Below are 23,895 nucleotides of genomic sequence, written 5' to 3' on the forward strand. Positions count from 1 at the left end.
TCTAGCTCTCAGCCTGCTTGTACTGTCTTCTGTAGCTTCCGCTCCACGTTTTCCCCTTCCTGTATAAGCCTTTCAAGGTTGGATTCAAACTCACTTAACTGCGCTTCTTCACGTTGATTGGCCACATCTGCATTCTGCATAGCACTCTGTAAAACCTGGTCTTCCTGTTTTATATCCTGGAGGAACTGCCTTATCTCCTGGGCTTCTTCAGCAAGCTCTTCCTTTTCCTGGTTTAAGTGCTGGGTTTCCTGTTTTACTTGTTTCATCATCTGTTTTCTTTTCTGATGTATCTGTTTTAGTTCCTGTTCAATATTCTGGTCTTCATTTTTCAGTTGTTTCAAGAATGATACTGCTTTGTTCTCTTCCTTAGAGTTTGAACCTTCTTCCAGGCTTTCTTTCTCATAGTTTTTGATCAGACCCTCAAGCTCCTGATCCTCCTCTACATGCTTTTCCTCTATCTGGTCAAGCTCTTTGATCTCCTCGTTCAATCCATTCAACACTTCTTCAACTAAGCGGAGTTTTTCCAGAGCGTCGTTTATCTCATCCGCTGTCTGTGCTTCCTGCTGGAGAAGATTTTCCATATCTCCTAGTTCTTCCTCGTTAGACGAAACCGCTCGATAGAGTTCATCGACTGATTCTGCTTCACCTATCTGTCTGATAACATTTTCCTCATCTCTTAGAATCTGATCAAGCTCCTGTCTATCCTGGCTTTCTTTTCTACTGATATCTTTTTCCTCTTTTTCTATCTGTATTATTTCGTTTTCCTCAAGACTTTCCAGAAGACTATCTATTTTCTGCTCTATGTCCTCCAGTTCCAAAGTTTCCTGTTTATCTTCTTTCTCAATACTTAGAATATCTTTCAGACCACTTGCCTTTTGTTCTTCCCGGGCTGTTTGATTTTCTTTCCTTTTTTCATCTTCTATCTCTTCTTGAAGTTCCTCAAGCTGTTCCTTGTATTTTTGTTTTTCCTCCTTAGTCTTTAGCTTCTCTCTACGGTATTCGGGGAACATTCTACCGATCAAAGGAAGACTTCCAAGTACTCTTGTAGTCCAAGAATATTTTTTGCGTCTAGCCATTTTTTATCAATTTGTCATTGCTTGTTCATGAAGCTTTTGAGATAAGGATTTCTCTCTGCACGTGATAGCTTTCCCGCCTTATCATCGTTACGTAACTTGTCCCTGCATACAGTATGAATATCAGAGACGTTCCGAGGTACGATGAAACGTCTTCTACAAACTTTAACTGGTCAAAACCGATTATTGTGGCCACACTGGTTACAACGCTGGCGTAGAAAAATACTTTGAGAACGGCCTGAAACATCTTCATATACCTGTAATATTTTAGTGCGTTATTGTATCTCTCTAACTCTTCATCATCAAGCCTTTTCTCAAGATAGATCCTGACATCCTTATCAGCTTTTCCCAGAGGCGTCAGCTCAAACAGGTAATCCTTGATCCTCATTATATAGAGGTTTTTTTGCGACCGTTTGGTATAAAACTTTCATCAAAACTAGTTGAACCATGAATCCAGATTCTAAAACAGTAGCTGCATCAGCAGTATTCTTGGTATTGGGCGGTGCTCTTGGCGGAGCAGCCACCTACAACTACATGCAGTCTGAGATCCAGAATTTGGATGATAGACTTGAGAATCTTGAAAGCAGTGCAAATGTGGTCAGATTGAACTATACTGAAAATACCGGTCTTTCCTCACTTTTCGATTCTGTGGATCAATCAACAGTATATATCAGAGCGAATGGTACAGGAAGATCCCAGGGTTCAGGATTTGTATATGATGAAACCGGTCATATTGTTACTAATGAACATGTAGTTGCAGACGCTGACAGAGTAGAAGTAGGATTTATCGATGGTTCTACACGGAGAGCAAGAATTGTTGGAACCGATCCATACACTGACCTAGCGGTTCTAAAGGTCAACAAGAGAGATCTTGATCCTCTGGAGCTAGCGGATTCTTCAGAAGTGAAGGTCGGACAGAAAGCGGTAGCTGTAGGAAATCCATTCGGGCTCAGAAGCTCGATTACCTCCGGTATAATATCACAGAAAGGTAGAAGCCTGAGAACTCAAGGAGGATTTTCAACACCTAATGTTCTTCAGACAGATGCCGCAATCAATCCAGGTAACTCAGGAGGCCCATTAATGAACCTTAAAGGAGAGGGGGTTGGTGTCAATACTGCCATTGAATCTAATACAGGAACTTTCTCAGGAGTAGGATTTGCAATTCCATCCAACACCGTCAGAAACGTTATCCCATCATTAATTGAAGACGAAGATCATCAACATCCATGGCTCGGAATATCCGGTGTCGATATCAGCCCGGAAATCGCTGATAGAATGAATCTGAAAAATACTACAGGATTCCTAGTGGTCAATGTGATAGATGACAGCCCGGCCGATAAAGCAGGGCTGAAAGCAGGAAACAGAACAGAGGAAATTAACGGTAACTCTGTAAGGCTTGGGGGAGACGTGATAACAGCCATAAATGGAAAAAAGATGAGAGGTATAAACGACATTTTGCTTTACCTCTCCCGGGAAACGGAAGTAGATGAAGAGGTAAATGTAACTGTTATCCGGGACAACGAGAAAGTTGACAGGGAAGTGACTCTTGGCGCTAGGTCAGATCAGTGAGGACTGTATCTAAGTAAGGCAGCGATTCCACCAAGTTTCTCAATTCTTTCCCCGGCTTCATGATCTTTGTGTATGATGATTGTCTCACCGCCGTTGTTTTCCACAGTCTCTGATAAATCCGGGTTTTCACGGTTCTTTTCAGGGGTGATCAGAAGTCTTTCTACGGCGCCTTGCTCCGCTAGTTCCTTGACAGGCTCTCCATAGCTTGCGTTCCCATCATCTCTAACTCCCTCAAGTAATTCTTCAACTACCTCGGTTTCCTCAGATATTCTCGAGTCCTCAACCACTTTCTTCAGACCTCCGCGTTTTATTGCCTCCCTCAAACCGGTTTCACCTGTCACAGATGTATCCTGTAAAAATACTTTCGACTGTATATCATCGGAGAGCAGATTCTTTACCTTGTTCTTCTCCATTCCTGGCCCAGCCAGAATGATGTTTTCTAGGTCACTTGCTGATCTCTCAACCGTTGATTTGACCTTCTTATAGAATCCGTCACCTTCCTTCTGGTCGGCATACATTTTTCCTGGAATGTTTTGCTCCACGCCAGACATATTCTTGATGCCTGATTCCTCCACCATGAAAAAGTCGGCCTTACCTTTCTCAACAAGGCAGAAAAGTACTTGGTATGACCGTTTCTCCTCCATCTCCTCTAGCTTGTTGAAATCCTCTCCTGTGAAGTTTCGCCAGATATCGAACTCCATCTCCGGCTCCAAGTTGAAGGTGTGGTATCCCAATTCAATATCATCGCTTCCCTCGGTAATTTCACCGGTAACTCTTAGACGATTCTCTTGGTATTTGATCTTCTCTGTCTCAAGCGTTAGTTTCAGTGTTTTTTTCTCCCGTCCATCCAGTTTGGTTCTCTGTGTTAGAGCTCTCAGAGTATCTCCGGGCTTAATAAAGTCTTTCAGGTGCCAGAGATCATCCTCATTTTCGATTCTGATCTTGGCATAGCCTTCACCTCTATCAGTGTTTAACAGTTTCATTATATTAGAGAAGTCAACCTACAAATAAAAACCTAGAAACTTTAAGAATAATCCATGGAAGAGAAGTTCGGAGTAGTCGTAGCTATGGGTTTAGCTATTTTCGGTTTAGCTTTCGTGGCAAACAGCGCAGATTTGGACTTTATTGATACTTCGGAACAAGATACTGAGAGTGTATTTATTGATAAGAGCTACGATAAAATCGGAGAATCAAATCCTGACGACCGTGTCATCGAGTTCGGAGATTTCCCTGTAGGAGAAGCCCGTGGAAACATTAGAGCGTACAGAAATGACAGAGCTTCCATCTCTGACTCTTTATTTTCCTTATTTGGTGGAGAAAAAATAGTTTTCAGATACAACGCCACTCAGCCGGAAACAGGAAATGTTTCGTTTGAAGTCCTAGGTAGAGAAGGAAAAGGAGATGTCTATGTAGAAGTGAATGATCGAAGGCTTTATTCTGAACCATTGATAGCTACAGGATCTCCGAGAATTGAAGTCCCTCAGACAGCTCTGAAACCGGGTATTAACCGGTTCGAGATTGGAGTGGAAAGGAATTCATTCTTCGGATCAACAGAGTATGCGCTTGAGGAAGTTGAGACCCGGGTCAACGATAGAAAATTCCATGACTACGAAGATAATTTCCAGGTCTACAGCTATGAACTACAGGATTACGTTGAGTCACCGTTAACGTTCACAATAACTAAATCGTTAAAGGCATCACCTCTTGAAATCATTATTAACGATCAGACAGTATACTCGAAAGACCAGGTAAGATCACAAAATGAAGTTGAAATTACGCCTAGAAATGCCAATCTTACACCGGGATCAAATGAGATAACATTTTCGACAGACAAGCCTTCACGGTACGATATTGAAAATGCACAGATGACCATTAGATACATAGGGAACGTTGAAAGACAGAATATTGAATTCGACTTCCCTATCAATAATAACCAATTAGATCTAGTCAACAATGATGATACAACGGAGTATATCAGCTTTGAATATCAGAACCTACTGCCATCCCCTAGACCTGTAGACATCAAACTAAATGATTATCAAGAAACTTTGAACCCTAGAAACGGAGAAAACTCTATAGAGTTAGAGGAAGGAGTTATACAGCAGGAAAACAGTTTTTCATTTAGAAGCAACGGCACATACCAACTTGACAAACTGAGGATATATACAGAAGGTGAGGAATAAGTGGGCTGGGGAAAGTATGTTGGTTTATTCATTCTTGGTTGTATACCGCCTTTCCTGTTCATTGGAGGGCCGGTACTTTTTCCCTTGTTAGGTGCTTTCTGGGGGTATGTCAAGTTCTGCATCAAAGTCGATATTATCGTAATTTATCTGATTGTAAGGCTGCCTATCTGGCTCTTCATACAGTTACCTCTTTACAGCCTCAAGTACAGTACTCAAAAGATAGATGAAGTCTTCAGCCGAGGATTCAATGCTTTAAACAGGAGAAGAAAGCTTTCAGTTTTCTTTATTACAGTATTTGGCCTCTTTTTTGCATTTTTATTTCCGTTTAACACGAGTTTTCAGCCATTAAATCCTTTTTTCTGGTGGAGCAATATCATTAATGCATTGAGGGTTGCAGTTGGAGCATTAGGAACCACGATAATATTTTTGACAATTATTGAAACTTTCTCAGGAGGGGTTGCACAAAAAGAGATGCCTGGAAAATGGGCGAAATCAGAGCTGTTTGCCGAGCAGGATGCTGCAGTCGCAGCAGTTGCTCAAAGCGCTGACTCGGCTCAGAGAGCGGTTGAGGGAGCAATGAAAGCCAATGAAACCAAAAACAAAGCTCAGGGAGTTTACAGCGATATTAAGACGGCTGATACTAAAGGATCTATCAAGGCCCTTCCGAAAGATATGGGGAAGGCCCTGACGAATCTTGGAGAATCATTTGGTTTAGAAGTAGAAGCAGGAGCAGCTGAAGCAGAGGCGGGAGCAGCCGCTGCAGCATCTAACCCGCTTGGCTGGATGGCTGTAGGAGTTTTCTTATTTGCCTTGTTTATCTTTGTGGTTCAATTAGTATTTGTCACAGCTTATTTCATCGGATTTCTTCAGTTCGTAGCGCCAATAGTTTTAGGGCCGGTTGCAGCTGCTCTTGGCCTTGGCTCTGATTACGGTAATTATCTCGGAGGTGAAGTAGCTGATAGATATCTTGCAGGACTAAGGGTAAACTTTGACACATACGTCGATCCTGTACTTGAAGCTAGACAACGAGTTTACTGTCTGCTTCAAGGCCCTGCCTGTATGAGACAGTGGAGACTTAATAATACCCGCACTCCAGGCTCTAATGCTGTTGGAGAACAGTATCTGCTCAGCATCAACAGGTTTGAGGTAGGTTCAGGTGATAGATTGGATATTGCTTACAAGGATGGTGACTATAAGGTACCTACATCTTTCGGCTTGAAGAATTCAAGGAACGGGTTGAAAGGAATCAATGCATTGAATGTAAGCTATAGGATACGTGTTATAGACTTTGATAGAGGCAGAGATGATCCATTCTGTGATACTGAATGGACGCCCGTCAGTGGTTTTGATATACGAGAAGATGCTGAAGGACGTTTCAAAGGTAATGACCTTTATCCTGGCACTGCGGCAAATACAAACTTCCTGACTCTAGATGAATTTAACTTGAAGAACTGTGGGTTGTTACAGCCTGGAGCAGGTGAGACAAGAACTGTGATACTTGATGTGAAGTATGATTACTTCTCTCAGGCCACGCTATACTTTGATGCTATGGCACAGGAAACACTACTATCAGATCCTAGTATTGAGAAGAATTGGAAGAAATCTGAAACAGCTGATACTCCTGTAAAGTCCGCGCTGAACGTTAATTCGCCGGTACTGTTTGATCAAAGCGAAGGTGATTCACAACCGTTCTCAATGAGAACCACACTCTTCACAGAGGAAAGAAATATTGAATACAAGATAAATGAATTACAGGTTAGGAAATCATCACAAGTAAGAAAAGCAGAAGGTGCTAACCGGAACTGCCAACTTGAATCTGCTAGTGGGAGAGGCGAAAATGTCATGGTACCCTCTGATAACGCGCCAGGAATAGGAGACAACGAAAAAGATGGTGAAACCAGGTGGTATGATTCAACCAATAGTCCCCCGTTCTTTGGATGTATAATGGAGCTTAAAGATATTGGCTCCATAAGTCCGGAAGGTGAAACACTTACCATGGGGGTTGCCTCAAACTACACGTTAAAACTTGAAGAACCTCTAGATAGATTCAGAGTGCTTAACACGCGATGCACGGAATTTAACTGTCCTCTTTTGGTAACCAGGAATTTCGCTGATTCACAGGAAAGTAAAGATAACTGGAAACACAAATGTGAAGGCCCTGATGCCGGTAGAACAGGAGGAACAGCAGGTTGTTCAGTCGTACAGGGAGATCCAAACGACTGGTCTACAATAGGAGAAGATCTTATGACAGGTAATAAATCACTTGAATCAAGGATTGAAAGAGGTGAAATAGCTATTGATCCATTCCAAGTTGATGAATTAGGCGGTCCTAGCTACAATCTGACGAACATCCCAGCTCTTACTGGAAATGCTGGTAATGATGGGAGAACAGGGAAAGTTGCCGTAGGTTTGACACAGGATAAACTTGACCAGATAGAAAATGATTACTACTCCAGATTCGGAGATATAGAAGGTAGAGGTTTTGCACTGGTATCATATCTGAATACCGAAGGGGATAGAGATGTAGAGGTTAAAGAACTAGAATATATACTGTGTCGACAAGAAGGAGACCGTAAAAAATATGCCAGATACTTAGCCCAAACCCGGTACTTTGGTCAGGAACCGGCTTGGGTATCGTTCAGTCCTGCATTCACAAACTGTGGAAGCGATAAACTATGGGAGAGCTTCGGTAAGGGATTCAAAAGTGAACAGAAGATTAGACCATCAATACTTCTCGGACCGTATGCGTTGATTGTGGAGAACACGGTCAGAGGCTTGAAAGAAGAATATGACAACATGGCGGAACAGTATAGAGCCCTTAGTTGTGAGGGCGGAGATGGAAGTAGCTTCAAGGTATATGATCCTGATGAAGGCTTGAAATGTGTAGGAGGGGAAGAGAGTTACCCTGAACAGGAGTCTAGTGGGGATGGAAGTTAGAACCATTCTAAAGAGTTTACCCGGATAAGGTGATGAATGTCAGTAGGTTTCTGGTGGCTATCGCTATTCCAAGTACTGAGATCAAGAAGAGATAGTAAATTTTTTCATCCCCTTCTACATTCTTCAGGATGTAGTAGACTGCGGGAGGTATTATCAGTGATTTCATTATGTACATACCTTTCAGGGAGCCAAAGACATCTATGAAAAATCTTGCTAAAACATGTTTTTCACCGGTTCTAGGAAACATAAGTGCTATGCCTGTGATCCCTGCATCGAAATAATGTGAGACAATAGGGATATAGAATTCGGGCTTAAGGAAGCCTGGTTTAACCAGTTTCAAGATTGAGTAGCCCAGTATCATAGTTGTTCCCAGTGTAGCAGTTATCATCGCGAATCCTGGGAAGTTGTTTACCCTGTAAAAACTTAGCGAGATCAGAAGTATCACCGTTCCAATGGCTGAAAGTATTTTATGGTAGCTGTAGCTTGTCTTCGATTCTAACTTTCTTGACAGTATTATTGAGGCTATTACAGTACCGAACATTAGAAGATAGATGAAAGGAGTCTCTAAGATGATCGTGTTGACCGCGTTTATGTCTTTTAGACCTCTGGCTGCTCCGCCGAGAAACACGAAAGGAGCTATACCTAGAAAGAATTCTTTGTTGAGATCTATATCCAGTTTCTTGATGACAGGATATCCAATGTATGCCGCTGTCAATGCGAATAAACCTGAGTATACAGCAGTATTGAAAGGGTTGTAGAAAACGGTTTCATCTATTATTGGGAGCCAGAACTTTTCCAGTAAAAAGCTTTTAACCCCGCTTAACAAACCCATTGTTGTATGCAAAGTAATACTACGGTTTTAACTTTGTTGTTTCTGACAGTTTTGGCCTCCGGATGCATGCACTCACCACCAGGAACTGTCACTGAAGGACCGGAGTCTGTTGATATACAGAGCATACAGGTTACACCTAGTGAGATCTATGAGGGGCAAAACGCTAGAGCTTCTTTAACAGCTTTTAACGCCGGTAATATAGAGGCTGAGGTTACACTTGGAAAAAATGGTGAAAAAATGCTTACAGATTACTGTCCTGACATATTCGAGAATAAAGAGGAAAGATTTTCAGCTTCTACCTCGAGAGTAGCAGAGACAAGACAAGGCAAAGAAGCTTCTTACAATCTGAAACCCGGCGACAAAATTAATGTAAGATGGTTTCTACAGCAACAAGGCAATGTTCCGTTGATCGGGAAAAGATGTCAGATGTCGTTTTCAGTTCCGTTCAGTTACAGTGTTGAAGCCTATAGACAAGTCCAGATTAAACAGGATAGATCGGTGGAAGGATCACCTAATCTTGGATCAGAGTCTTCCAGCGGACCTCTAACATTGGCTATGGAAACCTTGCCCGGTTCTACAGGCCGTTCCAATACTTATATTGCAGAGGAGACCGGCGATGAAAGAATACAGTTACTGGTTCAGATGATAAACGAGGAACCACAGGAAGAATACAGGAAAGGTGTAGTCGAAATAAATAAGGAATCTTTCTCTATAGGCGCTACAGACCCCCTAGATGTTGATAGGGATGATTGTAAGTTCCCAGACGCAGATTTCCGTATGTACCAAGGGAAGAGCGTGGTCATACAATGCGATATCCCGGTGCCGCAGAATTTTGAAGAGCCTTCTGTGCTTTCAGATATTACCGCGAGTATAGATTATAATTACATTAAGGATGGAGGAACAAGAACAGTAAAGGTGGAGACCCGTGGATAACAAAATAATGATTCTAGCAGCGGTAGTTACTGTATCCGGCTGTACACATATGACCGGACCTTTAACGCCTCCTAGTGGTCCTTCAGGTTCAGGCTTACAAGTTGAGACCCTTGATATCTCAGACGGTACTGTGAGCTCTGGTCAGACAGCATTAATCACTTTAGAGCTCAAAAACTATCACAGACAGGAGATAAACATAGATGATATATCACTGTACAATACAGGTATACTGGAGACAGAAAAACAAGGATGTAACCCTCCTCCCGCCCGTCTTGAGACAGCTAGAAAAGATTACATCCCGGAGATGCGGTGTCGTTGGACATTACAGGTACCTGAAGAAGAGGTCGAAAATTTTAACTCTAAGATGGTTCCGGTAAAACTCAATCTCGCCTACCGGTCACAACTATCTAATTCTGAAGAACCTATCAAACTACATTTTCAGCCTTTAGAGGATATAGAGCAAAAAAACGAGTTGACCAAAACATTTTCGAATGAAGAGGTAAGACTTCAGATCAAAACTGAAAGCCCTATACAGCTTGAAGGCAGCACAGCAACTATTACAGCGAACAACGCTGGTAATGGAAGAGTAGATTCGGATTATAGCTTTGAATATTCGCCTTCAACCGTTTTCCCAGATTGTCCGCAACAGAAAGAACCTCTAATCAATCAAGAAGTTGAATTCGCCTGTAGTATAGATCCTCAGACAGATTCTAGTCTTACCCGGAACCTCATAGTTTCCACATCTTATAAATACGTGAAAGAGCCAACAATTGATGTTGAGGTTGTTAACCGTTAATGATGGAGAATAAGGAAATACTGGTTTTACTGGGTCTTGTAGTCGTTGCTTCAGGATGTTCACATACGGCTTCACAATCTACATCTTCCAGTAGTGTAACAATTCAAAACTTCTCAGCTTTCCCCAGCAATGTTTTGAGCGATCAACAAGTCCGCTTAAAACTTACACTGAAAAACAACGGAGACTCTGATGCTGAAAGTGTCCAGGCCAGATTGTTCAATGTTGCGTTTAGTGGGGAAAGAAACTGGAACTTAGATGGTGAAAGATCAATCAGATTTGGAACACTTCAATCTGCTGATGAGGAAAGAAATCTTCCTGCCAGAGAATCTACAAAATATTGGTCACTTGATTCTCCCAGCCTTGATGAGGGCGCCACAATACCTTATAGATTCATTACTAGAGTATACTACAAATACCAGACAACAGGCACCAGCAGTATCACTCTTATGGGACAGAGAAGATACAGGCAGCAAGGAAATCCTGAAAGACCAACTCTTGATACTACAAGTGGTCCTATCCAGATGGAGATCAGAACGCGTTCTCCTATAGTGTTCTATCCGCAAGATGATTCAAGCAGGACGACAAAGATGTGTGTCATAGTTACCAACAAGGGAACCGGAACACCGTTTGTCCATAATCAGGCTTATGATGAAGATAATAGTGAATACAATCTGGAAAGAGAAAACTCTAACAAGGTCAAACTGCGTGTGAAAAACCAGGGCAACACCAACTTCACATCAGCAGAATCAGGTGACGAATCACAAACAGTTTTAGTTGACATGCTGGGGAACAGAGGTATTGGTTGTTTCAGTATTGATGTCAGAAACTGGAACAATAACGTGGGACCTCAACAAGATGTGCCTGTACTCATCGAGGCAGATTATGGGTATGTTAAAGAAACCTCATCTTCCGCGACTGTCAGTGGAACAGATAGGTTTCGATAGAGAGAAGAAAAATTAGAAGAAAAACAGGACTGCAGCTGTAATTGCTGCACCTGCTGTCATTGCGATTCCTACCTTACCTGTTTCTCCTTCTAGGTTTGGGGAAGGAACTTGATCGAAGAAGCCTCCGGTCAGTTCATTTCTTTCATCCTCAATTGATTCCTCAACATCTTTTTCGATCAACAGCTTGACTTTCTTACTTTTCTCAACTTCAGTTCCGTTAGCTTTTGCTGTGATCTTGACCTCTCCCTTCTTCTGGAATGGAACTCCTGCGTAGATGTAAGCTGTTTCTGTTTCTCCAGCTGGTACTGTTACTTCCTCTGGCTTAACTGAGGTCCATTCAGGTCCTTCCTTTGAAAGTTCGTAGGTGTTTTCTTCTGTTCCTGTGTTGTTCAGTCTTATCTTGTAGATTGCGCTTTTGTTCTCTCCTGCGCTTGCTACTTCCGGAATGACCTGCATGTCTAGATCCCAGCAGTTCTCTACTGTAAGTGTTGATGCTGATGATTTTACAGGTTCTCCGAATGTTGTTGCTGTAGCTGTGAGACCGACTTCGTGTTTACCTATTCCAAGGTCACCAGATGTATTTACTTCAACTTCCTGGCTTTCTCCTGGCGCAAGTTCTACTTCTGATGTCTGTAGTTCTCCTGTGCTTGCTTCTAGATTGAACGACTCCAGTGCTTCTCCCGTGTTCTCGACTTCTGCTGTGAATGTTGTTGATTCATCTTCACAGATAGTTCTGGCCTCTCTCTCCAGATTGATCTCTGAGTCCATTCCATTGTATGAATTGAGGCTTACCGTGTTCGAACTTTCGGAGGTGCCTGTGGCTGAGACTGTGATTTCTCTTGATCCCAGTTCTCCAGGTCTTACAACCAAGGTCGTTGATCTGGTTGCTCCAGCTGGAACATCTAGTGATGTCTCGAGGAGCTTTCCTTCTGTTGTCTCAAGCGTGAACTCATCTGCCTTGGTTCCTAGGTTTCTAGCAGTTACTTCGTATTCCGTCTGGGTTCCTGCTGCCGTCTCCTGACTCTCAGGCGTTACTGATACTTCAGAGTTCCAGCATTCTTCTGCGTTGAACTGGACGTTCTGGATGTCCTGTGCGTAACTCGTTTTTGATGCGGTCACTACCTGAAAGTTTCTCTCTGCAGGTGAATCTGAAGACACTTCAAGTGTAAGTTCTGCTGTCTCTCCGTCTTCAAGATTAACAGAGTTTCTTGAGAGCTCTCCGAAGTCAGAAGTAACTGAGAACTCTTCAGGCTGGATACCAGTATTTTCTACCTCGACTGTGTATACAGCTTTCTGTCCCAGGCATGCTGTTTTCGATTCTTCCGCACTGACTTCTACCTGATGATCCTTGATAACTTCTACATTACCTGTCTCAGAAAATCGGTCACCGCTTGCTCTTGACTCCGCGGTAAGTTGGAATGTATATGTTCCCTCATCTCTATCGGTTCTGGGATTGAACCAGACGTTCACTGTCTCCGATTCTCCAGGTTCTAGCTCCGTTTTTTGCGGCGCGATTGTTACTTCGGCTGGAGATGAAGAACTTAGCTCGTAAACGTCTTTTGCCGGTCCTGTGTTCTCGACTTCAAGCTCATACGATGTAAAAGAATCAATTCGTGCACTTGAGCTTTCTGGGAACAGGTTTAGGGCTGCAGGACTTGCTGAAACTAGCCCTGATATCAAAACTAACGCTGCTGTAAGTAATCCGAGTTTGTTGTGTAAATTCATGGTTTAATTGTCACCTAGTAATAACACTTCAGTTAATTTTTAAATATCGGTCGGTAATCAATTGATTTTACCACTACAGAAAGACATTTTTCAGCCTCTCATATAGTGATAGTTTTCTCTGGGTTTTGGTTCCTCCAACTTCTACCGGAACTCTCTCTGTATAGACAATTTTTGAGTCGCTGGTAATGGTAACTAGGGGATTGAACTCTCCTTCTTCTCTAGGTGTGAGGTAGAAGAAGACTTCTTTCTCCTCTCCTGGCTGAAGGATAACTTCTTTCTCTGTTGTCGAAGTCCAGGTGTTTGGAAGACCGTTTATACCGACAAAGTACTTGGTCCGGACATCGTTATTGTTGTAAATAGTTGCCTTCACAATACCTCTACCTGAATCAACTGATGCAATCTGTCCAGGGAAGCTTGAAGCCTCTGGCTTTGCCTCATGAACCTCTACTTCTCTCTCAGCAGAGCTTCTTTCACCTCTCGCTAATCCAACTATCTCATAGTTGACCTCGCCTTCTTTTTTGGCTACAGTGTCGAAACATACAGTACCTCTATCATTTGTTGACTCAACTATCTCTCCATCAACTAACAGTAGCACTGAAGGAATTTTCTGTGAGTTGACATCCGCACAGACTTCTATCTTATCGCCCTGGAATACTGTCTCGGGCGTCTTCATATTGCCAACCGTCACCGTTGGAAGGACAGTAAGCTTTCTTGTCGCTCTATACTGATCAGTTCTCGCGGTTAGTTCGAAGTCACCTGCCCTCTCCGGGTAGATATAAGTTGAGTAGTAACCATCGGGCTCTGTCGATACCTGCTTGAGATCTCTGTCGTTTATCTCTATCTCAACATTTTCTCTTCCTCGAGCGTTGTCAACATATCCTGAGATCTTGACAGACTTACCTGCTCTCACTCTATCAGGAACGACTTTCATCGATATCCCGTCTACTTCTTCCCCGACTGTATCACAGTCAAGTACCTCTATGCTGTTATCTATCGTGTCACTGTTTCCTCCCACTGAAGAGATTGTGAATTCCTTTGTTCCAGGTGATGCTGGCGTAAATGTTACAGTAACTTCCTCACTTTCTCCTTCTTCAAGTAAGGTGCTGTAGCTGTTGACGTCTCCCAGTCCTTCACCTTCTACTACAGTCAGTCTTTCACTTTCCCCGACATTCTCAGCGGTGAAAGTCACATCAAAACTTTCTCCAGCACATACATTACTTGGTGTATTGATATCGCTGAATGAGACCCGGCTCTCAGCTCTCACGCTGTATGCATTCTCTGCTGTATCGGTGTTACCATCGTTGTCTGTAACTCTGACCTTCGCGGTTCTTTCTATCTCTTCAAAGAATGTCTCTTTGACCTCTGAATCATCCTCACTTATCTCGTAGTCGCCGTCCCCATCAAGATCGAACTCATATTCCTTAATTCTTCCATCAAGATCCTCCGAATCCCCTGCATCGAAATCTATCTCTTCTCCCACATCAGCGTTCCCAGGATCTATATCTAATCTTGCGACCGGTTCTCGATCTCCGGTTACTTCATTGAAAGTCGAGGATCTCTCGAAGAACCCCGAACCACAAGGATCTCCTGAAGTTCTTACCTCGGCTCTAACCTCAGTACCTCTCTCATCAGCAAAGTTTTCTCTGAACTTTCTTTCAGCTCCGGTTCCTAAAGTCGCATCAGTATCCGAGATTTTTTCGTTATTCGCAAAGAGCTGGACATTTACATCCTGAGGTTCCCCTGTGTTCGTTATCTTTAACGAACCCTCAGTCTCATCATCAGTTGTATCTGTATCGCTGAAACTAACACCGCCCACATTAACTCTACATTGTTTCTGTTCTGGTACATTGAGGGATACTGATGCGGTATCACTGTTGCCATTGGTATCTGTAACTCTAAGGTATACCTGCTCTTTACCCTCTGAACTGAAACTTTTGAAGACCGACTTGCCGAACCTACTAGTGGCATCCTCAAACTCCCATTTGTATTCTTTAATATTTCCTTTACTTCTCGAACCATCAAACCTAACCGATTCTCCGATGAAAGGATTGTTGTTTGAAACCGATATTACTGCGTTAACTTCTTCTGGTTCCTCTTGGCCGCCGTCTTCCCCACCATCGCCGTTACTGGATTCATTCTTCTCTTCTACACTAACTGTTGTCCTATCTGTGTCGCTGTTGCCGTTTGTATCTGTGACGGTCAGTGTTGCTTGTTTCTCTCCAGGCGAATCATATGTTCTAGATACAGCCCTATCAAAACTGTTTTCACCGTCCTCAAAGTTCCATTTGTATTCTTTTATCGGTGAGTCTCCTTCCTGACTGTCAAAGGCATCAAAGCTAACACTCTGGCCTGCCTCTATCGAAGAATCTGAAACTGTAATATCTGCAGTAGGTCCTTCAGCAGGCTGAGGTGTTTTCTTAACCCACTTTATCGTATTCTCGGAGCTGGCCTCTGTATTAGAATTTTCTGAGTTTCTAGCGACGGCTCTACCTCTTACAGAAATTGAGGACTCACTGTTTCTCTCAAAGTTGTATGAAACATCACATTTAGATCCTGAGCAGCCTGCGGAGTTCTGTCTTTTGGCAATCCATTCGTTTCTGCTATCAGACCATTTTTCTACCCAGATACTCTCCACGTTTGAACCTGTAGCAGTGACATCCACTCTAACAGATTCTCCTAAATTAACATTTCTTTCTCCCGAGGGATCAATATCTATTGATTCAATATTCGCTGATTCTTCAGGGGGTTTGTTTGTTGACTCACTCCATTCTAAATTTGTTTTCGATGTTGCACCGACGTTGCCTCCGTTACCACGAACTTCTATGACACCAGCATTGTTTTTCCGATATGAATAGGTTAGACTACACCCGTTATTACAGTCAGTTTCCATTTTATCTGCGACCCACTCATTTCTTTCTGAACTCCATCTTTCAACCCAGATAGATGAACGGCTTTGATCTGCGGTAACTTCGATTACTGCAGTCTTTCCTGTGTCAAGATTGTTTGATGGTGAGACTTCTAATCCTAAAGCTGTGGCTGAAACTGCTAAAAAAAGTACCAAAAAAGTTGTCAATGCTAGTTTACTGTATTTCATTTTAATCACTTGAATTCTTCTGGGTATGTTCCGATCCTCTCTCCGTCTTCTGTCAGAACAGTTAGATCTCCGGTTTTGGAGTCATACTGTAGGTCGAAATTTTCTGCATCTTTATATCCGCTTGTATCGGCGAATGCCTCTATCTCTTCGTATACCAGATTGGTGCCTACATCATCATTGAATTGGTCGACATTTTCATAGACTACAGGTCCTCCGGTCGTCGTCGTATCTTTCTCAGTTCCTGTAGGTGTGTATTCACTGTCATGTGACGGGTGTTCTTTGCTTTCTTCAAGATCGTTATCACTTTGGTCCAGTATTCCATAAAGAATACCTCCCCCCGCTGTTGCAGCTGTTGCTGCACCCAATTTAAGTACATCTCTTCTGTTTGCCATGATTCCTTCATCCTGTGCCTCTTCGTGTCTGCGTTCAGCTTCCTTTCTTTCTCTATAAGCTTCTTCTCGTTCATCTGCTGGGCTTGGTTCTAGCTCGGAGTCTATCGAATCCCAATTATCGTCTGTCATTCGTCTGAAAGCACCTCCTCACCATCAATATATAGCTCGTCTGTATCCTCATCGTACTGGATTACGCTACTCGTTTTACGCGTTATATCCTCTTCGTAGATTAAGTCTTCTTTAGTCTCTACCTCTCCTTCGAGTATTTTCTCTGCTGTGATGTATTCTAGGGAGCTGTTTGTTTTTTCACGCAACTTGTGTTTGAATGTTTTCATTTGATTGTCACCTTATATGTTACTACTGTTAAGTAACACTTTTATATGTTTTGACGCTTGCCCCCCTAATCGAGGATAAATCCTCTCAATTCACGTTAGAAAAAATCTGAGATAATCTCTCTAAGCCCTTTGTTCATTTCTTCCTCCAATTTCTGCGTCTGGTCCTTGTATTCTTCAATTGCTTTCCGGTCAGTCTCAGCTAGCTTTGTTTCTTTCTCTCTACGCCTATTTTTATTTTCCTTCAAATGTTCGAATCTATCTTCATGGGTCCCCAATGTATCGTTAATATCTGAAACTGATGCTTCTACCCCATCCAGCCGATTCTGGTAATTATCAAGTCTACTTCCATTGTCAGATATATCCATCTCTGCTAAGTCTACACGGCCCTCTAATGAATCAAACCGATCTTCTAGACCTGAGAGAGCTGAAACAGTTGACTGTAGTTCCTCTACATCCGACATAGTGGTCGTCAAATCTCCCCTATTGCTCCTAATCCTTGTGTCGTTGGCGGTTACCCTGCCTTCAAGTTTTTCTATATCTGACTCATTTGAATTTATACCTTCTTCAAGCTCGCTTATCTCTTCATCAATATGATCATACAGCCCTGTTTCCAACTTATCTAAATGGTCATCGCAGTTATCCAATCGTTCTTCCAGGTCACTAATGCTATCTGTCACAATACCTAATTGGTTATTGTGATTGTCTAGTATACCATAGAAGTTTTCGACTTCTTCGGTTAAGTTGTCCAGAGCGGTTATCTTTCCTTCTAGCACTCCTACTTCATCAATTATTGTATCGATATTTTCGTTCTGTGTCTGAATAGTCTGTTCTATGTCCGTTATCCGTCCATCCACATTCTCCGTGAGGTGTTGTTCAATGTTGTACTCAACATGGTTATCGATATACTGCTCTAATTTATTAACTATCTCTTCTCCGTAACTACCATCCTCGTCGTGTTCGGCTATCTGACCGATCATGCTTCCAAATAAATCCTCTTTAATATATTGGTCGAAAGTATCTGTAGTATCTCTGACTGCGTTTGTCCAGACCCTTCCCCCTTCTGCTATATCTCTTTGTATCCTCATCAAATCCATTTCAGTATCTGAATTTTCGTCGCTCTCATACTCTGAAGCTATCTCCCTTTCAAAATCACGTATATCTACAATATCCTGCATAATTTCGCTGTAATCTTCAGCGTCTCTATCAACTGCATCTTCATATATCTCGGCGGTCTGTTCTAGTAGATCCCAAGAAGATTTGAAACTGAAAAGACCTGGTAGCATCCTACCTTTTTCTAGGTCTTGTATATAGTTTATTAGTTCTCTGTTATCTACATCCCTTACTTCGGACTCATCAAAGTCTTCAGACTGTCTATTATCGTTCTTAGAGGCCAAGTGTTCTCTTGCAAGGTTTTCTCTATTACCTCCTTCCTCAATACTTGTTTCTAAATAGAAATCTCTGTTTTCCTGAGAAACCTCTCCCATGGATGGCAAATTATAGTAATCGAAGGCTTTAGTGTATTCCTCGACTATGTTCTGTTCTATCGCATTTTCTTCATACAAATTCATCCATCCTTCTTCTGATCTAGACATATTTTGACACCTTTTGTTATTGTATAGTTACAAAAATTTTATATAGGTTATGAATTGTGGAAGAAACCCAAATCGGTTTTTCACCAGCTGATAGTAATTTTATATAATTAAGGCCCGATCATAACAGGTATGGTGAACAAATAATGTCAGACGACAAAAGACCGGACGATAAGCCGGGACAAAGGTCCAGAACCTTTGAAGACGAGAAAAATATGGAACAAACTCGATCAGACGGAGGTAACTCCAATGATCAAAACCCAGAACCAAGAGAAACTGTAAGAGAGGAAAACAGAGAGAATGAAAGAGGATTTGCGCAGAGACTTTACGATGGATTAACAAACGCAGGAGAAGGAGTATCAAACGCTGTAACAGCAGAACATCAGGAAACCGCTCAAACAGCTGAGAGGACAGCAGAAGCTGAAGAAGCAATGCATGACGCTCAAGAAGACATGGTTGGCCGATTTCAGGAACTAGGAGCTGATGCTGCAAGAGAGAAAACAAGGATTGAAGGATATACTACACAAAGAGACGATGAACTTCACAATCCTGAAGAAAGAAATGAAGCTCAGGGCAATTACGAAGCTGCAAGAGAAGGAGGAATGATTGACAGTGAATTTAGCTTCGGTCTATACGAGAGTCTAGTGAACACAGAATTCCTTTCAGATGATGTAGTCAAAATGAGATATGTGGAGGATAACTCTTACACTCACGGAGACAGAGGAGGAAGATCACTTCCATTTATAGAAGAAGCAGAAATTGCCGACAGCGATGCGAGAGGATGGGCTTCCCGTTTCAACTCAGATCTGGATGCAGCGATCGAAAAACTCGGAGAACACGTTGATCTATTCAATCTGGGCGAGAGGAAAGACGCTTACGAAAACGCAGTAGATAGATATGAACAAACAGGAGAATTCGAAGACAGAATCGAAGAGATTGAAGAAGAAGCAGAGAAAAGAGGCCTAGAAGGAGTCAATGAATTAATTGACAGTGATTATGAAGCCCTAGAAGGAGGACACCTCGAAGAACTTCAGGATACAATTGCAGAAGTCGGAGGCCACATGAACGGTAGAGAAGATGGAACAGGATCCGTTAATCTTGAACATCCTGAAAGAGAGAATGCTGAAGAGCTAGTGAGACAGACAAGAGCAAGAGCATTGGATGCTGCAGCACTTCATAAAGACCGACTTGATGAAGCAAGAGAAGAGCTTGGAGCAGTCCAGACCGAGATCCGACAGACAAGAGACGAAGTTCAGTCATACGTTGATGATGTCGAAGATCTAACAGCATTAAACGGTGTAGGAGACGCATTTGCGGATGTCTTAGGAGACATGGGAATCGACACAGTTATGGACCTAGCAGCAAGAAATGACTTCGACTCCAATCCTGCTTACCAAGAACAAAAACGAACAGAAAACGGAGTAGCAGTTCCAGACGCAAACGCACTCAGAGAGAACGCATTCGATTATCTGAACGAAGTTGCTTCAGATAAAGAGAACCTTGATTTCGTCCCAACAGACACAATCAGGGATGTTGGAGACAACTACTCAGATGAAGACCAGAGAAGAAGACATCACGAAGCAGTCTATGACTCAGCAAACTCACTCGTCAATGTAATGAACGAGCTTGAAGGAGAAATTCCTGACCTCGATCAGTACGACGTTGACTGGGATGGAGATGCAGACACACTTGAGGACGAAAGACAGGAAGTTTACAGCAACCTGGATGTTGACTATCCGGTTGATGCAGAAAACGCTCTCAATCCATCTGACGTCTACGCAGAGGAGTAACTCCTCTTCTTTCTTTCATTTCTTCTTTATTTCTATACAGACACGTTTTACTGAAGGACCTCGTTCACCGCACTCCACTTTATCTGTTATTTCATAGTTACCGATATTCTCGGATATTTCGTTCTCAAGTTCTTCCCATTTATTGTCTTCCAGGAACCGGTAATAATGTATAATGCCGTTATATTCAGTATTCTTGGAAGCGAGTCCTAGGAATTCATCTGCTGACCCTGGTAGAGGCATTATTACGCGATCAAACTTCTCCTCTAGCCCCGGCAAAACCTCACTTACATCACCTTCGATACCTTCCACTGTATCTTCCACATTGTTGATTAGAATGTTCTCTTCAAGGTAGTCGGCTCCATGAGGGTTCTTTTCAATCGCCACAATTTTTTCTAGATCAGCTTCTTTAGCTGCTAGTACGCTAAAGGGCCCGGCCCCAGCAAACATAACTAGAACTTTCTCTCCATCCTCTATCTGATCAACCACTCTTTTTCTCTCTGTAGAGAATCTTTCTGAAAAATATACTTTGGTGGGATCGACATGGTAATCACAGCCGAACTCTGTATGAATAGTTTCAGTTTCCTCCCCATATAGTTTATTATAGTTCCCAACCCTGAACTCTCCTTCCAAACCGCCTTTTTTCAGCAATACAGTTTTCACGCTCTGATGATTTAGAATACCTTCTACCGCCTCTTTTCTGTCTACTCCAGCCAGATCGTTGACCACCGCTATGTCACCGATCATTTCGTAGGAAGGAGTTTCAAATTCGGGCCTCTCTGTTTCTTTCTCCAGAACTGAAACATCGTTCTCCACTTTATTTTGAATATCAGATAGACCGGGGTCAATGAATACTTTGTCTCTATCCTCAGAAAGTTTAACTGCTTCACTTTCCGTATATTTCTCTGATGAGAAAACTTTCAGTGAAAGTTCTTCGGCCTCCTTTTGTGCATTAAACCCGTTCTCAGTTTCCTTAAGGTTGAAATCCTGTCTCTTGAATAGCTCTCTGGCTTTTGATTCTAGTTTTTCCTGTTTCATTTGAACGGGTTTTCTGCTTCTATTCCTGATATTTGGTCGAAGTCTTGAGCGTTTTCAGTATGGATTTTCTGAATACTGTTTTCCTTCATTGCTGAGGCTATAACAGCGTCCCAGTAGTCAGTGTTGTTCTTCTTCCTAATTTCTATGGAGTTTAGGACTGACTTTTCCGTTGTTTCTACTATTTTGAATTTTGGCCAGTTGATAATTTCTTCTATATATCCCCCGATTTCCTGCCATGAGATTGGATTTTCTATCTTTGAAGTTGAAACAGTTGCAAGTTCTTCAAGGTTCTGTACTGCTATGTAGAATTCTTCTTTACCCTCGAAACCGGATTTTATGATTTCTTTTGCTATTCTCCTTTTTTCTGGGTTCGCTGAGGAATCTATTGAGTATACCAAAATATTTGTGTCAATCAGTGTTTTTTGTGTGTCTGTCATGTAGTTCACTTCTCTTTTCGTATTGGATTTCTCCCATCTCGTAGCCTTCTTCCAGCCGCTTAAGCGCTCTTTCTTGGTATTTTTGCTCGTTCTGCTTGTCTAACCAATTTCCAACTGCTTCGGTAATTGCATCTCCGAGAGCGCCTTTATTATCGCTGATTCTTTCACGGAGGTTTTCCTCTACCTCATCATTCATACTGATGGTGATAATACCCATATCTGTATTTAGTTATCGGAAATATTTAAATATGTCTCATTTGTACTTAGAAATCCTTCAGATCTTGGGCTAGTTCTTTACCTGTGAGGTGCGGGTCTCTTGTTACCAGCTCCAGCTCATTTTCCCTGGCTGTAGCAAGAATTTTGCTCATATCTATCTATCCTGCCCTTTCTTTCTCTAATGGCTTCCTTATCTCTTATCTCAGCTGTTCCGAACATCTCATCGGTGGAAGGAGTATCCAGGTTTTCATCAGCTATCTTTTCTAAAATATCATCAAAAGAATTTTCTGAAGATTTCTCCTTCAGTCTCTTCAGCTTTCTATGAGTTTCCTCACTTATACTTACAGTGGTCATAATGAATAATAAGCAATTGGACGCTAAATTTATTTTGGACATTCCTAAGTATCTTGCTGTAGACATCAAAATATATGCTTTACATGATTGGACTTGGCCTAGATAATGGAGAGATTACACAGAAAGGTTTAGAGGCTCTGAAAGAGGTTGACAGGGCCTTTGCGGAGTTCTATACTAATACTGAAAATATCAGTTTGGAGAAACTGGAGGACAAAACTGGAAAGGAAATAGAAAAATTAACCAGGGAAGAAGTTGAGAGAAATGACAAAGTACTTGAATCTGCAGAGAATCAGGATACGGCATTTCTCGTCTCTGGGGGTCCTCTGACGGCTACAACACACTATGATATCAAGCATCGAGCCGAGGAGAAAGGGATCGATGTTGAAGTGATTCATGCACCTTCGATATTTGTATCTGTAGCTGAAACAGGTTTAAGTGTCTATAAGTTCGGGAGAACTGTTACGCTGCCAGATGATTCAGCTCCGGAATCTGTTACAGAGTATATCAGCAAGAATGATGAAATCGGCTTACACAGTTTAATTCTCCTAGATATAGATTACCCTGCTGATAAGGCTGTGCAGAAACTCATTGAGATGGACGAAAGCCTATCTAATAGAGAGGCAGTCGTAATTGAGAGAGCCAACCATGATGATCAGCGGATAACTGTTTTGGATTTAGAAGAGGCCGCCGAGAAGGAGTTTGGATCTACCCCGCATTCGATTATTCTGACTGGGAATAAATCTCATAAGGAAGACGAATTTCTCGATAGTTTTAAGTAAATGTACTTGTACAAGTATGTTTATGGTCACTAAAACTATCACGATTAAAGAGGAAGCCTATGAAAGGTTGAAAAAACTGAAAGATGGAAAGAGTTTTTCTGAAGTCATTATGGATATTACAGAAGATGATGAGATTGACCTAATGAAGAGTTTTGGAGTCCTTTCTAGTGAGGAGGCTCAAAAAGCAAAAGAAGAGATCAAGGAATTTAGAGAAAATATTGACGAGGATGCGGATGAAGCACTACGCATTTGATTCGAGTTTCATAATAAATTTTCTGTCTGGAGATGAAAGAGCCGCTGAATTTTATCACGGATTAAAGGCTAAGAGACTCGCTGTTCCTGCTCCAGTCAAGCTTGAAACATTGAGAGGAGTCAAGAGCCTGGAAGTTTTTGAGAAACTTGAGAAACCAGGTTTCAAAGATGAAGAGGCCTCTGAAGCACTAAAGTTGCTTGAATTTCTGGAAGAGGAAGGCGAAATGATAGGAATAATGGACTTGATGATTGCATCGATAGCAGCAACTAACTCTCTGACTGTTATCAGTTATGACCAGGATTTTAGCAAACTGGAAGGCTATGATGGGTTTGAATACGAGCTGGTTCAAAGTGGATGAGACGCAGGAAAAACTGGAATCTGAAACCGAAAAATGGCTTGAAAAGTTGAATTCCCGATTAGAGGAAAGAGACAGATCTATTGACCAGATGGAAAATGTTATTGCCTACAGAGATGATACAGAGCATTTTTTGGAGGAAGAAGATTTTATCCGGGCCTGGGAATCAGTTATCTATGCCTGGGGAATACTGGAAACGCTTGAAAGGCTCGGTAAATTTGAGGAATAGTCAGAATAATTACAGTTTTATCAATTAACAGTTACAGATTATGTT

24 protein-coding genes are annotated in these 23,895 nt (G+C 42.1%); 11 read left to right on the forward strand and 13 right to left on the reverse strand.

Features of this window, described 5'->3' with window-relative positions:
- Positions 1-8: 8 nt before the first annotated feature.
- A complete protein-coding gene (locus tag BRC29_01015; GenBank protein ID PSG98689.1) occupies positions 9-1,010 on the reverse strand; it encodes a hypothetical protein in 1,002 nt (333 codons plus the stop codon).
- Between the two features lie 91 nt (positions 1,011-1,101).
- Entirely contained in the window at positions 1,102-1,461 is a 360-nt protein-coding gene (locus BRC29_01020; GenBank protein ID PSG98690.1) for a hypothetical protein, read from the reverse strand.
- A gap of 59 nt (positions 1,462-1,520) precedes the next feature.
- Here BRC29_01020 and BRC29_01025 point away from each other — a divergent pair, with 59 nt between their 5' ends.
- Positions 1,521-2,642, forward strand: coding sequence for a trypsin (locus tag BRC29_01025; GenBank protein ID PSG98691.1), 1,122 nt, complete (start codon positions 1,521-1,523; stop codon positions 2,640-2,642).
- Here the strand turns inward: BRC29_01025 and BRC29_01030 are convergent.
- Positions 2,636-3,625: an mRNA surveillance protein pelota gene (locus BRC29_01030; protein PSG98692.1), complete on the reverse strand. Its 990-nt coding sequence runs from the start codon at positions 3,623-3,625 to the stop codon at positions 2,636-2,638. The genes BRC29_01025 and BRC29_01030 overlap by 7 nt on opposite strands.
- 54 nt (positions 3,626-3,679) lie before the next feature.
- Here BRC29_01030 and BRC29_01035 point away from each other — a divergent pair, with 54 nt between their 5' ends.
- Together BRC29_01035 and BRC29_01040 are read left to right on the forward strand one after the other, a co-directional pair.
- Complete coding sequence (locus BRC29_01035) at positions 3,680-4,825, forward strand: hypothetical protein (protein PSG98693.1); 1,146 nt, start codon at positions 3,680-3,682, stop codon at positions 4,823-4,825.
- Positions 4,826-7,762, forward strand: a complete 2,937-nt coding sequence (locus tag BRC29_01040) for a hypothetical protein (protein PSG98694.1) — start codon at positions 4,826-4,828, stop codon at positions 7,760-7,762.
- Positions 7,763-7,778: 16 nt separating this feature from the next.
- On the opposite strand, the gene BRC29_01045 is transcribed toward BRC29_01040, so the two are convergent.
- Complete coding sequence (locus BRC29_01045) at positions 7,779-8,594, reverse strand: hypothetical protein (protein ID PSG98695.1); 816 nt, start codon at positions 8,592-8,594, stop codon at positions 7,779-7,781.
- Between the two features lie 66 nt (positions 8,595-8,660).
- Here BRC29_01045 and BRC29_01050 point away from each other — a divergent pair, with 66 nt between their 5' ends.
- The 3 genes from BRC29_01050 to BRC29_01060 are packed head-to-tail and all read left to right on the forward strand — an operon-like array spanning position 8,661 to position 11,267.
- Positions 8,661-9,527, forward strand: a complete 867-nt coding sequence (locus BRC29_01050; protein ID PSG98696.1) for a hypothetical protein — start codon at positions 8,661-8,663, stop codon at positions 9,525-9,527.
- Complete coding sequence (locus BRC29_01055; protein PSG98697.1) at positions 9,520-10,323, forward strand: hypothetical protein; 804 nt, start codon at positions 9,520-9,522, stop codon at positions 10,321-10,323. Before BRC29_01050 ends, BRC29_01055 begins: the two co-directional genes overlap by 8 nt.
- A 2-nt stretch (positions 10,324-10,325) precedes the next feature.
- On the forward strand, positions 10,326-11,267 hold the full coding sequence (locus BRC29_01060) for a hypothetical protein (protein PSG98698.1): 942 nt from the start codon (positions 10,326-10,328) through the stop codon (positions 11,265-11,267).
- 12 nt (positions 11,268-11,279) lie between these two features.
- Here BRC29_01060 and BRC29_01065 read toward each other — a convergent pair whose 3' ends face one another.
- From BRC29_01065 to BRC29_01085, 5 genes are all read right to left on the reverse strand, one after another.
- Positions 11,280-12,992, reverse strand: coding sequence for a hypothetical protein (locus BRC29_01065; protein ID PSG98699.1), 1,713 nt, complete (start codon positions 12,990-12,992; stop codon positions 11,280-11,282).
- A 73-nt stretch (positions 12,993-13,065) separates the two neighbouring features.
- The gene (locus BRC29_01070; GenBank protein ID PSG98700.1) at positions 13,066-16,086 is read right to left on the reverse strand and encodes a hypothetical protein; all 3,021 of its coding nucleotides are present in this window, start codon (positions 16,084-16,086) and stop codon (positions 13,066-13,068) included.
- Between the two features lie 5 nt (positions 16,087-16,091).
- The gene (locus BRC29_01075) at positions 16,092-16,607 is read right to left on the reverse strand and encodes a hypothetical protein (GenBank protein PSG98701.1); all 516 of its coding nucleotides are present in this window, start codon (positions 16,605-16,607) and stop codon (positions 16,092-16,094) included.
- Complete coding sequence (locus BRC29_01080) at positions 16,604-16,813, reverse strand: hypothetical protein (GenBank protein PSG98702.1); 210 nt, start codon at positions 16,811-16,813, stop codon at positions 16,604-16,606. The genes BRC29_01075 and BRC29_01080 overlap by 4 nt, the downstream gene beginning before the upstream one ends.
- Before the next feature lie 95 nt (positions 16,814-16,908).
- Entirely contained in the window at positions 16,909-18,405 is a 1,497-nt protein-coding gene (locus tag BRC29_01085; protein ID PSG98703.1) for a hypothetical protein, read from the reverse strand.
- 143 nt (positions 18,406-18,548) lie between these two features.
- Between BRC29_01085 and BRC29_01090 the strand changes: the two genes are divergently transcribed.
- Positions 18,549-20,192: a hypothetical protein gene (locus BRC29_01090; protein PSG98704.1), complete on the forward strand. Its 1,644-nt coding sequence runs from the start codon at positions 18,549-18,551 to the stop codon at positions 20,190-20,192.
- A gap of 15 nt (positions 20,193-20,207) precedes the next feature.
- Here BRC29_01090 and BRC29_01095 read toward each other — a convergent pair whose 3' ends face one another.
- The 4 genes from BRC29_01095 to BRC29_01110 all read right to left on the reverse strand — a co-directional run bounded on the left by BRC29_01095 (position 20,208) and on the right by BRC29_01110 (position 22,234).
- A complete protein-coding gene (locus tag BRC29_01095) occupies positions 20,208-21,227 on the reverse strand; it encodes a class I SAM-dependent methyltransferase family protein (GenBank protein PSG98705.1) in 1,020 nt (339 codons plus the stop codon).
- Positions 21,224-21,664, reverse strand: coding sequence for a hypothetical protein (locus BRC29_01100; protein ID PSG98706.1), 441 nt, complete (start codon positions 21,662-21,664; stop codon positions 21,224-21,226). The genes BRC29_01095 and BRC29_01100 overlap by 4 nt, the downstream gene beginning before the upstream one ends.
- Positions 21,636-21,881, reverse strand: a complete 246-nt coding sequence (locus BRC29_01105; protein ID PSG98707.1) for a hypothetical protein — start codon at positions 21,879-21,881, stop codon at positions 21,636-21,638. The genes BRC29_01100 and BRC29_01105 overlap by 29 nt, the downstream gene beginning before the upstream one ends.
- Before the next feature lie 116 nt (positions 21,882-21,997).
- Positions 21,998-22,234, reverse strand: a complete 237-nt coding sequence (locus BRC29_01110) for a hypothetical protein (protein PSG98708.1) — start codon at positions 22,232-22,234, stop codon at positions 21,998-22,000.
- Positions 22,235-22,308: 74 nt separating this feature from the next.
- Between BRC29_01110 and dph5 the strand changes: the two genes are divergently transcribed.
- The 4 genes from dph5 to BRC29_01130 are packed head-to-tail and all read left to right on the forward strand — an operon-like array spanning position 22,309 to position 23,850.
- Positions 22,309-23,013 (forward strand): diphthine synthase, encoded by a 705-nt coding sequence (dph5, locus tag BRC29_01115; GenBank protein PSG98709.1) that lies wholly within the window; start codon positions 22,309-22,311, stop codon positions 23,011-23,013.
- A 16-nt stretch (positions 23,014-23,029) separates the two neighbouring features.
- A complete protein-coding gene (locus BRC29_01120) occupies positions 23,030-23,266 on the forward strand; it encodes an antitoxin (protein PSG98710.1) in 237 nt (78 codons plus the stop codon).
- Positions 23,241-23,624 (forward strand): hypothetical protein, encoded by a 384-nt coding sequence (locus BRC29_01125; protein ID PSG98711.1) that lies wholly within the window; start codon positions 23,241-23,243, stop codon positions 23,622-23,624. The genes BRC29_01120 and BRC29_01125 overlap by 26 nt, the downstream gene beginning before the upstream one ends.
- Entirely contained in the window at positions 23,557-23,850 is a 294-nt protein-coding gene (locus BRC29_01130) for a DUF357 domain-containing protein (protein PSG98712.1), read from the forward strand. Before BRC29_01125 ends, BRC29_01130 begins: the two co-directional genes overlap by 68 nt.
- Positions 23,851-23,895: the final 45 nt, after the last annotated feature.

The sequence above is a fragment of the Nanohaloarchaea archaeon SW_7_43_1 genome (assembly GCA_003009795.1).
Classification (GTDB): domain Archaea; phylum Nanohalarchaeota; class Nanosalinia; order Nanosalinales; family Nanosalinaceae; genus SW-4-43-9.